The 16,101-nt window shown below is 43.6% G+C and carries 16 protein-coding genes and 1 riboswitch; of the genes, 9 read left to right on the top strand and 7 right to left on the bottom strand.

Translation table 11 applies throughout. From position 1 onward, the window contains the following. Positions 1–32: 32 nt before the first annotated feature. From NQU59_RS02060 to ftsW, 3 genes are all read left to right on the top strand, one after another. Positions 33–284 carry a DUF6587 family protein gene (locus NQU59_RS02060; protein WP_005240211.1) on the top strand — a complete coding sequence of 84 codons (252 nt, stop codon included), beginning with the start codon at positions 33–35 and terminating at the stop codon, positions 282–284. Between the two features lie 418 nt (positions 285–702). Further along, positions 703–2,061 (top strand): UDP-N-acetylmuramoyl-L-alanine--D-glutamate ligase, encoded by a 1,359-nt coding sequence (murD, locus tag NQU59_RS02055; RefSeq protein ID WP_005240210.1) that lies wholly within the window; start codon positions 703–705, stop codon positions 2,059–2,061. Between the two features lie 10 nt (positions 2,062–2,071). Continuing rightward, entirely contained in the window at positions 2,072–3,265 is a 1,194-nt protein-coding gene (gene ftsW / locus NQU59_RS02050; protein ID WP_005240208.1) for a putative lipid II flippase FtsW, read from the top strand. Between the two features lie 49 nt (positions 3,266–3,314). On the opposite strand, the gene gluQRS is transcribed toward ftsW, so the two are convergent. The 5 genes from gluQRS to thiC all read right to left on the bottom strand — a co-directional run bounded on the left by gluQRS (position 3,315) and on the right by thiC (position 8,450). Next, positions 3,315–4,178, bottom strand: coding sequence for a tRNA glutamyl-Q(34) synthetase GluQRS (gene gluQRS / locus NQU59_RS02045; RefSeq protein WP_257064766.1), 864 nt, complete (start codon positions 4,176–4,178; stop codon positions 3,315–3,317). Between the two features lie 131 nt (positions 4,179–4,309). Then, positions 4,310–4,840 carry an RNA polymerase-binding protein DksA gene (dksA, locus tag NQU59_RS02040; protein ID WP_004656335.1) on the bottom strand — a complete coding sequence of 177 codons (531 nt, stop codon included), beginning with the start codon at positions 4,838–4,840 and terminating at the stop codon, positions 4,310–4,312. Between the two features lie 189 nt (positions 4,841–5,029). After that, positions 5,030–5,845, bottom strand: coding sequence for a 3',5'-cyclic-AMP phosphodiesterase (gene cpdA / locus NQU59_RS02035; protein ID WP_257064765.1), 816 nt, complete (start codon positions 5,843–5,845; stop codon positions 5,030–5,032). Positions 5,846–5,867: 22 nt separating this feature from the next. Further along, complete coding sequence (locus tag NQU59_RS02030; RefSeq protein WP_005240202.1) at positions 5,868–6,479, bottom strand: NUDIX domain-containing protein; 612 nt, start codon at positions 6,477–6,479, stop codon at positions 5,868–5,870. Positions 6,480–6,554: 75 nt separating this feature from the next. Beyond that, the gene (gene thiC / locus NQU59_RS02025; RefSeq protein ID WP_005240201.1) at positions 6,555–8,450 is read right to left on the bottom strand and encodes a phosphomethylpyrimidine synthase ThiC; all 1,896 of its coding nucleotides are present in this window, start codon (positions 8,448–8,450) and stop codon (positions 6,555–6,557) included. A gap of 84 nt (positions 8,451–8,534) precedes the next feature. Further along, positions 8,535–8,655, bottom strand: a riboswitch (TPP riboswitch). A 147-nt stretch (positions 8,656–8,802) separates the two neighbouring features. Here thiC and phoU point away from each other — a divergent pair. Further along, positions 8,803–9,525 carry a phosphate signaling complex protein PhoU gene (gene phoU, locus NQU59_RS02020; protein WP_005240197.1) on the top strand — a complete coding sequence of 241 codons (723 nt, stop codon included), beginning with the start codon at positions 8,803–8,805 and terminating at the stop codon, positions 9,523–9,525. Between the two features lie 292 nt (positions 9,526–9,817). Here the strand turns inward: phoU and NQU59_RS02015 are convergent, their stop codons facing one another. Continuing rightward, positions 9,818–10,090: an oxidative damage protection protein gene (locus NQU59_RS02015; RefSeq protein WP_005240196.1), complete on the bottom strand. Its 273-nt coding sequence runs from the start codon at positions 10,088–10,090 to the stop codon at positions 9,818–9,820. 9 nt (positions 10,091–10,099) lie between these two features. Next, positions 10,100–11,533, bottom strand: coding sequence for an argininosuccinate lyase (gene argH, locus NQU59_RS02010; protein WP_096911201.1), 1,434 nt, complete (start codon positions 11,531–11,533; stop codon positions 10,100–10,102). On the opposite strand from argH, the gene NQU59_RS02005 reads away from it, so the two are divergent. From NQU59_RS02005 to NQU59_RS01985, 5 genes are all read left to right on the top strand, one after another. After that, complete coding sequence (locus tag NQU59_RS02005) at positions 11,524–12,669, top strand: sensor histidine kinase (RefSeq protein ID WP_005240194.1); 1,146 nt, start codon at positions 11,524–11,526, stop codon at positions 12,667–12,669. The two genes, argH and NQU59_RS02005, sit on opposite strands and share 10 nt — an antisense overlap. Before the next feature lie 57 nt (positions 12,670–12,726). Further along, complete coding sequence (locus NQU59_RS02000; protein ID WP_005240193.1) at positions 12,727–13,467, top strand: LytR/AlgR family response regulator transcription factor; 741 nt, start codon at positions 12,727–12,729, stop codon at positions 13,465–13,467. A gap of 110 nt (positions 13,468–13,577) precedes the next feature. Continuing rightward, positions 13,578–14,495, top strand: coding sequence for a hydroxymethylbilane synthase (gene hemC, locus NQU59_RS01995; protein WP_257066108.1), 918 nt, complete (start codon positions 13,578–13,580; stop codon positions 14,493–14,495). Next, entirely contained in the window at positions 14,495–15,271 is a 777-nt protein-coding gene (locus NQU59_RS01990; RefSeq protein ID WP_257064763.1) for a uroporphyrinogen-III synthase, read from the top strand. The genes hemC and NQU59_RS01990 overlap by 1 nt, the downstream gene beginning before the upstream one ends. Further along, entirely contained in the window at positions 15,268–16,095 is an 828-nt protein-coding gene (locus tag NQU59_RS01985; RefSeq protein ID WP_257064762.1) for a hypothetical protein, read from the top strand. Before NQU59_RS01990 ends, NQU59_RS01985 begins: the two co-directional genes overlap by 4 nt. Positions 16,096–16,101: the final 6 nt, after the last annotated feature.

Here is a 16,101-nt window from a genome sequence, read left to right as displayed (position 1 = left end):
TAAAAAGGGAGGAAACCATTGGAGAGAGGCTTATGTTTGAGTACTTGATTGTTGCTGTGTTGGTGCTGTGGAGTGCTGTTGTAGTCTTTAAGAAGGTGTTTCCTCAAACAGCAAGTTCAGTATTTCTCGCTTTGTCAAACCTTTGCCAGCGGTTAGGTTGGCAACGTTTGGCAACGTGGTTAAAACCTAAAATGGCAGTGGGCTGTGGTGGTGGTTGCGGTTGCTCAACCGATGAGGCTGAAACCAAAAAGCCAGAAACTATTCAAACGGTCAAATGGCGTTAATATTAAAAAGATTGCCCATCATTTGATGGGCAATCTTTTTGGAATAAAAAAAAGCTAACTTCATACAAATCATTTAGCTTAAACACAAATGATTGTATTCGCTTAGGACGATTGCTGACATCATTTCCTCTAGTTTTGTACATCAATATTTATAAAAACGGATTATCACGGTGTTCATGTCTTATCTTGCTGGATTTATGCTTATCGTGAGAGTGCTGAATTTAAATGCTGGTAACAGGGCTTTAAGCCTGTGGATTAGGGGGGCTTGGTTTTATTAGGGATTCGCTTTTTTATATAGATTTAAGTTTTTACGCACGGACACAAAAAAGATTGAATAAAACTAAAACTGAAAAAGCATTTAAAACAGTAAAGTGCTAACATTTTTGCCATTCTGTGATCTGCAAAAAATGGGGCAAAAATGTTAATACAGCGTGGCGGGTTGAAAGTTGTGGCTGGCTTGGGAATTTCGGGGGTGTCGGCGGTTAACTTTCTGCATGAGCAAGGCTACCAAGTTGCAGTAACAGACTCGCGTGCGACTCCGCCGGGCCATGATCAAATTCCTTCAACTGTACGGACCAGTTTTGGCAAATTAGATACGGAACTGTTATTACAAGCAGAAGAAATCATTCTCAGTCCAGGGCTTGCACCGCAACTTCCGGAAATTCAGCAAGCGATTGAAAAAGGCATTCCAGTGGTTGGCGATATTCAATTACTACGCCGTGCCACAGAAGTTCCCATTGTTGCGATTACAGGCTCAAATGCAAAAAGCACCGTTACCACCTTAATGGGGTTGATGGCGCAAGAGGCAGGTAAAAAGGTTGCTGTGGGGGGGAATCTCGGACGTCCTGCATTGGATTTACTCAAAGACAAGCCAGAACTACTAATTTTAGAGCTATCAAGCTTTCAACTTGAAACCACATCACATTTGAATGCAGAGGTTGCTGTGGTGTTGAATATGAGTGAAGACCATCTGGATCGTCATGGTGATATGCTGGGCTATCACAAGGCCAAACACCGTATTTTCCAAGGCGTGAAAAAAGTGGTGTATAACCGTGATGACAACCTGAGTCGCCCTTTAGTTCCTGATGCAACAGCGATGCAAAGCTTTGGTTTGAATGCCCCAGACCTAAATCAGTACGGCGTGTTGCGCGATGCGGATGGCAGTATGTGGTTAGCGCGTGGCCGTGAGCGTTTACTTAAGACCTCTGAGATGTATATTCAAGGCATGCACAATGTTGCCAATGCTTTGGCGTGTTTGGCATTGGGTGAGGCGATTGGATTGCCAACGGCATCTATGCTAGAAACCTTAAAGCATTTTAAAGGCTTGGAACATCGTTGCGAGTATGTCGACACAATTGATGGTGTGCGCTATTACAATGATTCTAAAGGTACCAATGTTGGTGCAACCCTGGCCGCGATTGATGGCTTGGGGGTAGCAATTGAAGTGAAAAAAGGTAAGCTGGCTTTGATTTTAGGTGGTCAAGGCAAAGGTCAAGACTTTAAACCTTTGCGTGAAGCCATTCAGAAATATGTGAAATCTGTTATTTTGATTGGTGAAGATGCAGCAGTGATTGAGCAAGCGATTCAGGGTGCGACAGCCATTCAGCATGCACAGAGTTTAAAAGAAGCGGTGGCATTGGCACAGAAAAATACGCAAGCTGAAGATGTCGTATTGCTCTCACCCGCGTGTGCCAGCTTTGATATGTTTAAAAGTTACAATGATCGTGGACAGCAATTCGTGGCATGCGTCCATGCGTTGAATGACAAGAACAACTAGGAACAGAATTATGGCGGATTTAGCCCCAAATACGGTGCAAAAGATTTCGCAATTGCTCAATCGTTTGCCCAAGCTGCCCGCAGAAATGACGGCACGAAATATTCTGATCTTTTGTGTGATTGCATTACTGTGTTTCGGTTCGGTCATGGTCGCGTCGGCTTCAATGCCCTATGCGGAATATATTCATGAAAGCCCATTTTATTTCCTGATTCGTCACGGCATTTCAATTGTCGTGGCAGCGGTGGTCGCATTCCTGACGTATCGGGTGTCATTGAATCTGTGGTTTAAAAATGCCTTTCCATTATGGCTCATTACTATTGTGTTGCTATTGGCGGTGTTGGTGGTGGGTTCCGAAGTGAACGGGGCGCATCGTTGGATCAAGGTCGGTGGTTTTACCTTGCAGCCGACTGAAATTGCCAAGATTGTGATGGCGATTTTCACTGCAGATTACGTGGTACGCCGTGCTAAAGAGGTGCGAACGCACTGGAAAGGTTTATTGCGTCTGAGTGGTGTGATGGCTTTAACCGTGGGGTTTATCGTAGCCGAGCCTGACTTGGGGGCAACCGTCGTTATCGTGTTAATGATGGTGGGGGTGTTCTTCTTGGCGGGGGCACCTGCCACGCAGTTCTTGATCATGCTGGGTGCGATCTTTGCAGGTGTCAGTGCACTGATTATCTTTGAACCGTTCCGTTTCCAGCGTTTGATTTCATTTACCAACCCATGGGCTGATCCATTGGGTGTGGGTTATCAGCTTTCCAATGCCTTGATGGCCTTTGGTCGTGGTGAATGGTTTGGAACTGGCTTGGGGCATAGTGTACAGAAGCTTTCTTATTTGCCTGAAGCCCATACCGACTTTATGCTGGCGGTTTTAGGGGAAGAGTTCGGTTTCTTTGGTGTGACGGTGGTGATGCTGCTGTCTTTTACCATGTTGGCTTGTTGTATTCGTATTGGTCATCGTGCTTTACAGCATAATTATTTACGTGCTGGTTATTTGGCCTACGGGATTAGCATCATTTTCCTGATGCAGATTCTGGTAAATGCGGGCATGAACATGGGGCTAATGCCAACCAAAGGTTTGACTCTGCCTTTCATTAGTTATGGTGGTACATCATTGATGATGTGTGCTGCGATGATCAGTTTAATCCTGAAAATTGATGCATCGACACAAGAGCTGAACCCAGTGAAAGAAGAATCGAATTTCTAAGCAAATTAAGATGGAAAAGCCCTGATGATTTACAGGGCTTTTTTATTGCTTATAAATAGGTTCCAGAGAGATGCACCCCAGTCGGGATCAAGCGAATATCCCATTGTTGTACCGCCTGTTGCAGCATGATTCGAGGTTGATCAAATTCAACAGCTGGTTGCCCCAAAGCTAAAATGGCTTGCTGTAGCAGCTGTGGTGCTTGTTTGATATCCAGTGCCTGCGCCAGATTTTGTTTAGACAGTTTTTGGCCCTGATCATTCATAGCCAGCGGGAGATGCATATAACTTAGGGCAGGATAATTGAGTAAAGACCCTAGCCAGATTTGTCGAGCTGTATTGTCGAGTAGATCTGCACCACGCACCACATGGGTAATGCCTTGCAGATAATCATCGACCACCACTGCCAATTGATAGCTGATAATGCCATCACGACGCTTTAATACAAAATCACCAAGCTCATGCTGTAAGTTAGAACATTGTCGACCTTGTAAACGGTCCTCAAAACAAATCTGTTGATCAGTAACCTTTAAGCGAATCGCTTGATCAGTAAACGCTAAATTTAAATCGCGGCAAGTCCCGGCATAGATATGATTGGAACCCAGCATTTTACGGGTACATTGGCAGGCATAAATCGCATCGAATTGCTTGAGTTGCTCAAGCACCTGCTCATAGATCTCGAAACGATCTTTTTGAAAAATAATCTCTGCATCGGGTTCAAATTGAAAGGCATCGAGACATGCGAGAATATGTGTTTCGCTATCGGGATAAATGCGGGGGATATCGGTATCTTCAATTCGAACCAGCCAGTGGCCGTGATGGGCTTTGGCATCGCAATAACTGGCAACTGCGGTGAGCAGGGAGCCAAAATGCAAGGGGCCGGTTGGCGATGGCGCAAATCGTCCTATATAAGACATAAAGATTAAATGGTCGTGTGTTTTTAATCCTCCCCAGACCCCTCCTTTATAAAGGAGGGGAGTACTTGAACATTATAAGTTCCTAAATTCTCAGTACTCCTCCCTTTTTAAAGGGAGGTTGGGAGGGATTATTAACCGTTGTTTTGCTTTTCTTTGATTTCAGCCAAAGTTTTGCAATCGATACATAATGTTGCAGTTGGACGAGCTTCTAAACGACGTAAGCCAATCTCGATACCACACGTTTCACAGAAACCATAGTCTTCGTTTTGAATCGCTTCAATCGATTGTTCGATTTTACGAATGAGTTTACGTTCACGATCACGTGTGCGTAGCTCAATTGCAAATTCTTCTTCTTGCGTCGCGCGGTCATTGACGTCTGGCAATGCGCTCGATTCGTCCTGCATCGTATTTAAAGTACGATCAACCTCAGACATTAACTCTGCTTTCCAGGCATTTAAAATTTGGCGGAAATGCTCAAGTTGTCCTTCAGACATATATTCTTCATTTTTCTTCGGCTGATAAGGGGCAATTCCAAACAGACTAGCAGTTGTACCACCTTCTGAAGCCTTCGGTTTGGTTTTACGGACACGTTTCGCCGATTTCAGATCATCAATCACTTCTGTCGGTTCGTCCAAGACTTGATTTTGGTTGTCATTCGCCATATAGGGCATTCCTCATCTTACACGTACTATCTATACGCAAAAAATATGGTGATATGCAAGTGTTTTTATAGAAACCTGAGATGGTTTTTCCCATCAAGGGTCGACATCATATAGAGTTTTTGAGCAAGATGGTAGTCATTGCCGTCCAGATTTTGTGAGAATTCGACAATGTAATTTGTAATCAAAAGTTTAATCGTATCCCAGAACTTCGGAACTGTTCATTCGTTGCGAAGTGGGTAAGCGATAGACCTGAGTTTCCAATTCACCATTGGCTTTGAGACGAATAAAGCGATAGCCCGGATGTTCTTCATCCAGAGCAAATTTATCACTCTTTGGCTTGAATTGAATACAGGTTGACGGCGTGGATAAAAACTCAATCCCTTGCCATGTATTAATCGAATCCTGATGCACATGACCACAGACAATTGCTTTGACGTTGGAAAAGGGCTGGATCGTTTCCAGTAGGTCAGATGAGTTTTTGAGTTTGTGCTGATCTATCCATGCTGACTGCATTGCAAAAGGATGGTGATGACAAGCAATAATCACATGACGATCAGGGTGTTGAATCAACAACTGGGTGAGTTGCTGTAATTGTTGCTCAGCAATTTTACCGTCAATACGCTTGGGCTGTGCACTATTCAATAAAATAATGCACCATTGCCCTAATTCAATCACGGTTGGCTGTGCCTGATCTGCTTCATGAAATGGGAAATGCGAGACATCGTCATGATTGCCTGGTGTCTGGAAAAAGGGGATTCCCAGGCTTTGCATATGCTGGACATAGCGCTTATAGGTTAATGGGGTTGGTGATTGTGCCAAGTCCCCAGTATGTACAATCAGGTCAATATGAGGGTGTTGTTGGCGCATCAAGTCGATTACAGCATGAAAACTTTGTTCGGGCTGCATGCCGACAAATTCTAAATGGGGATACTCGAGTAAATGTGTATCAGTAATCTGTATCATCACAAAATCTTGTTGCGATAATGATGAGACTTGGAAAGTCACCGTCTTTAGCCCCTTCAGATTTTTATCTTTGTTGTATATGTTGAGACAGCCACTGCAATGCCATGATTACAGGTGCGTTTCTCAACCGCCCGTTATTTAATAATGCTTCTAATGCGGAATAATCAAATAGATGGAGTTGAATATTTTCACCCTCATCCGGCATTCCAAAAATGCCCCCGTCTTTTGGTAAATCAACTTCTGCAACATATAAATGAAAAAATTCAGAGCATGCACCAGCAGAAGGGTAGAAGCTAAATAAATGTTTTAATGTCGTGATCTCACAGCCTGATTCTTCAAGACTTTCACGGCGGATACAGTTTTCAGGAGATTCATCTCCATCGAGTACCCCTGCAATAATCTCGAGTTGCCATGGAGAAACAGGATCATTCAACGCACCGACACGGAATTGCTCAATCAATGCAAAACGTTGTTGTTGGTCATTATAAAGTAAAACGCCCGCAGCTTCTGGACGATGAACCAATTCACGTTGAATTAAAGTTGAATAATCTTCTCGGTAAAATAACCGATGTTTTAAACTCACTTTCTCAACTTGAATAAACCCTCGAAATAGAGGCTCTCGAGATTCTATCGTAACGTCGGTTGCTGAGTAGCTGGCGTGGTCAAGAATAGTCATCTTCAATCAGGATGAGATTGTACATATCTCATCCTAACCGAGAATGATTCGCAGGAAAATCTTTTTTTAGTCGATTTACACTTTGTGGTACAATTTTTGACCATGTTCCTGATAAGCGGTTTTCATGGCATTGAGACCTGCTTCAACTTCTGTTTCAGCATCGTTTGACTGCTTGGCATTGTGTTGATTTTGCGCATAATCTCGCACATTCTGTGTGATTTTCATGGAACAGAATTTGGGTCCGCACATGGAACAGAAATGTGCCGACTTATGGGCTTCTTTTGGCAGCGTTTCATCATGCATGCTACGTGCTGTATCAGGATCCAGACTTAAATTGAACTGATCATCCCAACGGAATTCAAAGCGTGCTTTGGATAAGGCATTATCACGTACTTGTGCCCCCGGATGGCCTTTGGCCAAGTCAGCGGCATGTGCGGCAATCTTATAGGTGATGATGCCATCTTTGACGTCTTTTTTATTGGGTAAGCCCAAATGCTCTTTGGGTGTGACGTAACATAACATGGCTGTGCCATACCAACCGATCATTGCCGCCCCAATCGCAGACGTAATATGGTCATAGCCGGGGGCGATATCGGTGGTCAGTGGTCCAAGCGTATAGAACGGTGCTTCTTTACAGACTTCAAGTTGCAGATCCATATTTTCCTTAATCATATGCATTGGCACATGCCCCGGACCTTCAATCATCACCTGCACATCGTGTTCCCAAGCGCGATGGGTGAGTTCGCCTAGGGTTTTTAGTTCACTAAACTGCGCTTCATCATTGGCATCTTGTACACAGCCTGGACGTAGACCATCACCTAAACTGAAGGATACGTCATAGGCTTTCATGATCTCGCAGATTTCATCAAAATGGGTGTACAGGAAGTTTTCTTGGTGATGTGCCAGACACCATTGCGCCATAATCGAACCGCCCCGAGAGACAATCCCTGTCAGACGATTCGCTGTCATGGGTACATAACGCAGTAATACACCTGCATGGATCGTAAAATAATCCACGCCTTGTTCCGCTTGTTCAATCAGGGTGTCTTTAAAGATCTCCCAAGTGAGGTCTTCAGCCACACCATCGACTTTTTCCAAAGCTTGGTAGATCGGAACGGTCCCGATTGGAACAGGGGAGTTGCGGATGATCCATTCTCGGGTTTCATGGATATTCTTACCTGTTGATAAGTCCATGATGGTGTCAGCGCCCCAACGGGTTGCCCAGGTCATCTTCGCGACCTCTTCATCAATGGAGGAGCCAAGCGCAGAGTTGCCGATATTGGCATTGATCTTCACCAGAAAGTTACGACCAATAATCATGGGTTCGCATTCTGGATGATTGATATTGGCTGGGATAATGGCACGACCAGCAGCGACTTCCTGACGTACAAACTCAGGGGTAATTTCTGTTAAATTCTGCGCCCCGAAATTTTGACCTGCATGTTGACGCATATCCACACCCTCACCTTGGCGCTGGTTTTCTCGAATCGCAATATATTCCATTTCAGGGGTAATAATACCCTGCTTGGCATAATGCATTTGTGTCACGTTTTTGTTTGCTTGTGCGCGGCGTGGGTTTTGAATATGAGCAAAACGAATGTCAGCAGTACGGATATCTTTTAAACGGGCTTGGCCAAACGCAGAACTCAGACCAGAAAGTACATCGGTATCTTGACGTTCTTCAATCCATGCTTGACGGACCAAGGGTAAGCCTTTATTTAAGTCGATCTGTACATTTGGATCGGTATATACCCCAGAGGTATCATAGACCATGACGGCTGGGTTGTGTTCACCCCCTAAGCCCGTCGGTGTTTCGGTTAAGCTGATTTCACGGAAAGGCACCTGGATATCAGGGCGAGAACCTTCAACATAAACCTTGCGAGATGCAGGTAAAATACGGGTTAAATCTTTAGCGTCTTGCTCATGTTGAGCGGAGATGTCAGCAGGGGAAAGATTCGTTAATTGGTTCATGGCATGATCCTTATGTATGGCATTAACGAATCAAGCACGACCAAAAACAATGGCGGATTTATCTCTATGATAAATAAAGGCTAAGTTTTTGCTGGGCTTGATTCCTACGCAGGTGTTAACCTGATCAGGTTCAACGGTACTCATCTTTAAATCAGGTGATTAAGATAATCTCAGCAGTTGATTAACTGCGCTCCGTCAAGCTAGGCATTTAGACTAACAGATTTTTTAGTTTTTGTTGTATCAATTCATGCTCATCTCTCAGCAGCAAATCCATGCTATTGTCATAAAACTTTCATCATTTCTATGTTCTAATCACCAATCATTTTTTCCATGTGTCTAGTGGAGGCATACTGTGAGCCCAAGCAATCCTGTGTTAAGTCATCATATTTCTTCACAATTTAATGAAGACTTGCAAGATGTGCATACCAAGTTTATGACCATGGGGGGATTGGTAGAGCAGCAAGTTGCTAACTCAATTCATGCTTTATTAGACACAGATGCTAATTTAGCGATAGATGTTCAGTTCAAAGACAATGCGGTAAATCAGTTTGAGCGTGATATTGATGAAGGTTTAACCTTAATTCTTGCACGCCGTCATCCTGCCGCGATTGATTTACGTATGGTCATTGCAATGAGTAAGGCCAATACAGATTTGGAACGTATCGGTGATGAAGCTGCAAAAATTGCCCGTATTGCACAAAACCTTTGTGAAGAAGGTGAGTCGCCACGTGGTTATATGGAAACACGTCATATTGGTAATCAGGTTCGTGTCATGATTCATGATGCATTAGATGCATTTGCCCGTTTAGATGTTGAACAAGCGTTGAAAGTAGTAATGGCGGATGTCGATATTGACCGTGAATATCAATCGGCGACACGGACCTTAATGACTTATATGATAGAGGACCCTCGTCATATTGCACGCGTGATTAATGTCATGTGGGTACTGCGCTCCTTGGAACGTATTGGCGATCATGCCCGTAACATTTCAGAGCAAGTGATTTATATGGCGAAAGGGATGGATGTACGTCATACCAGCATCGAAGAAATTGAACAGAAAGTACATCAAAAATAAGCGTAAAAATAAAATAACTTTAGACCGCCCGATACCGGGTGGTTTTTTATTTATAGGGTATACAAATAAAAAAATCCCAGACTTCGGGGGAAAGTCTGGGAGAGAAATATCATGCGTTACGTGAGATATCAACGTATCTCTTTGTCCTTCTGCATACAACTATAGGCTGAGCTGATGGATGTGTCATGTAGACAACTGTGTATACTCTGTAAGGCTTTATTACTTATGTAAATATCACGTAAAAAGAGAGCCGTTTTCAGCTCTCTTTCTATCGTAAGTTAAACCGAGTTACTTATTTCTCTTCGGTCCAGCCTTCAGCTTTTTCGACGCTTTCATCGTTATTGAAAAACTTCTCGCGCTGTTCTTCAAGAAACTTTTTCGCATCCGGTTCAAACACGTTTAAGCGTTTTTCATTAATGAGCGTGGTTTGGTGTTTTAACCATTCCTGCCATGCCTGTTTGGAAACCGTTTCAAATAACTCTTGGCCCTTGGCTCCAGGGAAGGGAGCAAAGTCTAAACCTTCAAGTTCTTGTTTGTATTTACGGCAAAAGACTTGTCTAGTCATTGTAGATCCTTAAACGTATAGCTGTTCTAGGCGAGTATGCGCACGAGCAATCGCAGCTTCGACTTGTTTTGGTGAGGTACCACCAATGTGATCGCGGGCGTTGACAGAAGCTTCTAGCGTGAGTGCTTTATCAAAGACATCTGCCGTGATTAAATCAGAGAATTGTTGGAGTTGTTCAAGGCTAAGTTCAGATAGATCTTTTTCTTCTGCAACACCTAGAGCCACAGCTTTACCGACAATTTCATGCGCATCACGGAATGCAACACCTTTTTTCACAAGGTAGTCGGCCAGATCAGTTGCGGTGGAGAAGCCACGTAACGCGGCTTCACGCATGATTTCGATATTTGGAACCAAAGCAGGCACCATATCGGCAAAGGCCATCAATGAACCACGAACGGTATCAATTGCATCAAACAAAGGTTCTTTGTCTTCCTGATTGTCTTTATTGTATGCCAAAGGTTGACCTTTCATGAGGGTCAATAGGCTGATTAAGTCACCAAATACACGGCCTGACTTACCACGAACCAGTTCTGGAACATCTGGATTTTTCTTCTGTGGCATGATGGATGAGCCGGTGCAGAAGCGATCTGGAATGTTGACGAATTTGAATTGAGCTGAAGTCCATAGAATCAGTTCTTCTGACATGCGTGATAAATGCATCATGATTAAAGACGCGGCTGCGTTAAATTCAATGGCAAAATCACGATCTGAGACCGCATCCAGCGAGTTTTCTGAAACGGCTTCAAAACCTAGTAATTCTGCAGTATAGGCGCGATCAATCGGATAGGTGGTGCCTGCCAATGCCGCTGAGCCGAGCGGCATACGATTGACACGTTTACGACAGTCTTGCAAACGCTCAGTGTCGCGCACTAACATTTCAAACCATGCCAATAAATGATGGCCGAAAGTGACGGGTTGGGCAGTTTGTAAATGGGTAAAGCCGGGCATGATGGTGTTGGTATTGTTGCTGGCTAAGCTGAGTAAGCCTTTTTGTAAGCGAAGTAATAAGCCTAGGATGTCATCGATCTCATCGCGTAAATATAAACGGATATCAGTGGCAACCTGGTCGTTACGGCTACGGCCCGTATGTAATTTTTTCCCTGTAATGCCAATTCGTTGAGTCAAACGAGACTCAATGTTCATATGTACGTCTTCTAAATCAATGCGCCATTCGAAATTGCCTGCTTCGATTTCTGCTTTAATCGTGCTTAAACCTTGGATAATGTCGTCACGTTCAGCTTCAGTCAGCACTCCGACTTTAGCAAGCATGGTGGCATGTGCAATTGAACCTGCAATATCTTGTTTATAAAAACGTTGGTCAAATTGCACAGATGCGGTAAATTCTGCAACAAAAGCATCAGTTGCTTCAGAGAAGCGACCGCCCCACATTCCAGAGGTTTGATTCGGGCTGGCTGAAGAAGAGGATTGAGAAGATGTGGTCATGGCGGCTCAGCAAAATAAAAAAGAGTATAGCAAATCCAAACGCAGTTGCCGAAACTCGACGTAAGAAGTTATCGCAAACTCGTCAGGGGGGGAATCCATCAGGCTCCTATTTTTTTACGAAAATTGGGCAATGGCAACACTTATTAGAATTAATTGTTGCCAGTAATGTTCTGGCGATGGTACTGGCATTGGCGGAAGCAAGGTCGTGGCAGGCTTTGGAGGGTGTTCGTGTCTTGCAATATATGTTTTTTATTAACTGGGTGATTTTATCATTTTCGGCATTGGTCGATTATTTTCAGGACTTCTTTGCCAAGTTTAGTCAAAAGGTCGCTCTGGTTCTGGGTTTTATTCTGCTGCAACTGATTGTCCTGTTCACCACCTGTGTTGTGAATATTCTGCAATATTGGGTCACACGTTCTGGAGCATTTTCTGAAGAGATTTTATTTCAGGGCACCAGCTTGCACTTAGGTTATGGGGTGTTGCTGGGTGCTTTCTGCATGCGCTATTTATACATGCGTGAGCAGTGGATGAATCAGCAATATAGCGAGTTGAATGCCCGAATTCAGGCAATGCAGGCACGTATTCATCCACATTTTTTGTTTAATAGTTTAAATAGTGTGGTGAGTTTAATCACGATTGACCCTGATAAAGCCGAAAATATGCTGATCAACTTATCCCGGCTGTTTAGAGCCAGTTTTCAGGAACTGAAGCTGGTGAGTCTGGCCGAGGAAATTGACTTGTGTCAGCACTATTTAAGTATAGAAAAAATGCGTTTAGGCGCGCGTTTAAATGTAGAATGGAACATACAGGCAACTCCCATCGAATTAAAACGGGTCACGATCCCACTATTAACATTGCAACCTTTGCTTGAGAATAGTATTTTTCATGGAGTGGAAAAAGTTTTGCAGCCTTCAACCATTAGCGTATTGGTTGAAATATTGCAAAATCAAGTCAGTATAGTCATTACTAACCCTTATTCTCACGATACAATAAAATCGAGAAAAGGAAATGGTATTGCGATCGAGAATGTGGAGCAGCGCTTGAAGGCCTATTATGGGCAAACGGTCAAGTTTCAGATTTACGGGGGAGTGTCGTTATATACGACGGTGGTGAATTACCACTATCAAGTAAAATAATAAGTCCGGTTAACCATAAAAATGATGGATGAAGTTAACGGTGACAAGGAGAAGAGGATGAGAGTTCTGATTGCTGATGATGAGCCTCTCGCAGTAGAGCGGTTGTCACGTTTGGTGACCCAAATGGGACATGAAGTCATTGCGACGGCGCATCATGGTCAGGATGTGCTAAATCATATTGAAAATGACTCACCTGATGTCGTTTTATTAGATATTCAAATGCCTGGCATGAATGGTTTGGAATGCGCTGAACAACTCAGTCAGCTCAACCCTCGCCCTGCCATTATTTTTTGTACGGCATATGATCAACATGCATTGGAAGCATTTAAATTTCAAGCACAAGGATATTTGCTCAAACCTGTTGCACTACAAGACTTACAACAGGTGTTTAATCATTTAACCCAACTTACACAAGCACAAATGACTGGTTTACAACAACAAGACGATATGTACGAGACCAAGGCTCAACGCCATCAAATTGCTGCGAAAACTTATCGCGGGGTAGAACTGATTCCATTGGAAAATGTTTATTACTTTTTAGCAGACCAAAAATATGTCACTGTGCGCCATAAAAATGGCAGTGTATTGATTGATGAAACATTGAAAGATTTAGAGCATGAATTTGCAGATCGCTTTATTCGGATTCATCGTAATGCGTTGGTCTCGCTTGATTATCTGGAAGGCTTGGAACTGGTTGCAGCAGGACAGTATCAGGTACGTTTACGTGAACTGGAAGAACGCTTGTCGGTTAGTCGTCGCCATTTGCCAAGTTTAAGAGAGTGTATGCACCAATTGTAAATCGTGCTATTCCGGTGAATGAATCAGCACATTATGATTTTTTACTTGCAATTTTAGGCGAGCAAGTTAAGTTGGGAGCAATTGCTTTGATCCAGACCTCACTTGAATTTATGAAAACCTTAAAAATTGCCACCCGCCAAAGTCCGCTTGCATTGTGGCAGGCTGAGCATATTCGCGCTCGTTTAAATGCGCTTTATCCGGATTTAACGGTAGAGCTGGTTAAGTTTGTGACACAGGGTGACAAGATTCTGGATACACCATTGGCAAAAATTGGTGGTAAGGGATTGTTTGTCAAAGAACTAGAAGCTGCCTTGCTGGATGGTCGTGCGGATTTGGCGGTGCATTCGATGAAAGATGTACCCATGCACTTGCCAGAAGGACTAACTTTGGCTGTGATCTGTGAACGAGAAGATCCGTTGGATGCATTTGTTTCCAATCGCTATCAGCATTTTGATGAGCTGCCGCAAGGAGCTAAGGTTGGCACTTCAAGCCTGCGTCGTAAATGTCAGATTTTACAGCAGCGTCCAGATTTAGAAATTATCGATTTACGCGGTAATGTGGGGACGCGTTTATCTAAGCTGGATGATGGTTTATACGATGCCATTATTTTAGCCAGCGCAGGTCTAAAACGTTTAGGTTTGGCTGACCGTATTCGTCATTGTTTAGCACCCGTATTGAGCTTGCCTGCGGTGGGGCAAGGCGCACTTGGCCTAGAATGCCGTGCAGATGATGGAGCACTATTAGAATTGATCCAGCCCTTACAACATGAAGAAACGTCGATCTGTGTCCGTGCAGAACGTGCCTTTAATGCCTATCTAGAAGGTGGCTGCCAAGTCCCGATAGCAGGTTATGCGACTTTGGTCCATGATCAATTACAGATTGAAGGGCGTGTTGGTAGTGTTGATGGTAAGACTTTGCTGAAAGAGCAATTGGTCGGTACAGCAGCAGATGCTGAACAATTGGGTGAGCAACTTGCACAACGCTTATTGGCGCAGGGTGCAGGGGAATTGCTCAAAGCACTGTATTAATGCTGTTTATCAATACACGACCTGATCAGCGTGCATCTGCTTTAACCCAGGCGCTGGATCAAGCGGGGTATCAGGTCGAAGCCCTACCTTTGCTGGAATTAGTGGCTGAGCCTTTTTCCAATGTTTTACAACAGCTTTATCTGGAGCTGAGCCATGTTCAGGCGGTTGTTGTGGTGAGTCCGACAGCCGTTGATATCGGGATGCGCTATTTACAGCAAGCAGGTATAGCACTGGATCAGCTTAAACATATTCAATGGATTGCGGTTGGGCAAGCGACCGCGCAGGCATTGGCTCGATTTGAGCTACAGAGCTTGGTACCTGAGGCGGAAACCTCAGAGGGGATGTTGCATCTGCCAATTTTAAAACAGCAAACAGATTTAAAGAAAATCGCATTTTGGCGTGGCTTGGGTGGACGACAGTTTATGATGCAACAATTGCAGCAGCGAGGTGTCGAAATCCTGAACTTTGTGCTCTATCATCGGCAATGTCCCAAGCAAAGTGTTGCAGTATTTCCTGAAATTGTAAAAAAAATAAGTTTAAATCAACCTGTTGCTGTGCTGATCAGTAGTGAAGCCAGCTGGAACTATTGGCAGCAATTATGTACTCAGCATCAACTGACTGCCCAGTGGATCTATTTGGTTTTAGGTGCACGTCTGGATCAGTTGGTACGTTGTTCACAACCCGCCACAACGGAAAGCTTTAACATTATTCAGCTTGAAAATTTATCCGCATCAGAGATCATTCAACGCATGAGTGACTGGCAAGGACATGTATGAGAAAAATTGGTTATCTAATATTAGGATTGAGTTTACTGTGGTTGGCTAAGCTCAGTTACGATGTTGCACAATATTCTCAAACGCTTCCTCAGCTTCAACAGCAATTGACTCAAACCGAACAGCGCTATGCCTTATTAAATGATCAGTTGGTAGCGCTACAACGCCAACTGCAAAATAATCATGTAATTGAACCTGCGGATAAAACTTCTACTCCGATGACTGTTGAGGGAATTTCTCCGATTCTTTTAATTAAACAGCAGATGCAGCTGGTTCGATTTGCCTTGGATCAGCAACAAGTTATTTATGCCTTGGAGCAGTTAAATCAGGTTCAGCAGCATGTGCTGCAATATGCAGTTTCTCCTGCCTTGCAAGACAGTTTGATTAAAGCGATTCAGCAGGATAAACAGGCGATTCAGCAATTTGTATTAAGCAGGACTCAACAGCAGCAACAGCTGGATCATTTATTGCAACAGCTGGATCAGAAGATTCAGCAAGACATTCAAAACCCGAAAGTGCGTATTGAAAAGAGTGCAGGTGCTGAATGGTGGCAGTGGTTTAAGTTGGAAAAAGTACAACGTTCTACCCCAGATTTAATGAGTCGTAAAATTATCTTAAAAGAGGCTCAATTGCGGTTGTTACTCGCATCACAAGCATTGCAGCAGGGGCAATTTGCGGACTACCAGAAATCAGTTCAAGAAGTCATCCAGTTACTTGCTGAATTACCTGATCAGAATAGCCAGCAAATAAAATTACGTTTAGAGAAAATCTTAAATCAGCAAGCTGTACCAACACCGAAATTAACTAGCTTAGGTTTGTTGGGATAATTGCTT

Origin of the sequence: Acinetobacter colistiniresistens, from assembly GCF_024582815.1 — a bacterium.
Classification (GTDB): Bacteria; Pseudomonadota; Gammaproteobacteria; order Pseudomonadales; family Moraxellaceae; genus Acinetobacter.
This window is presented reverse-complemented; position numbering and strand designations above follow the sequence as displayed.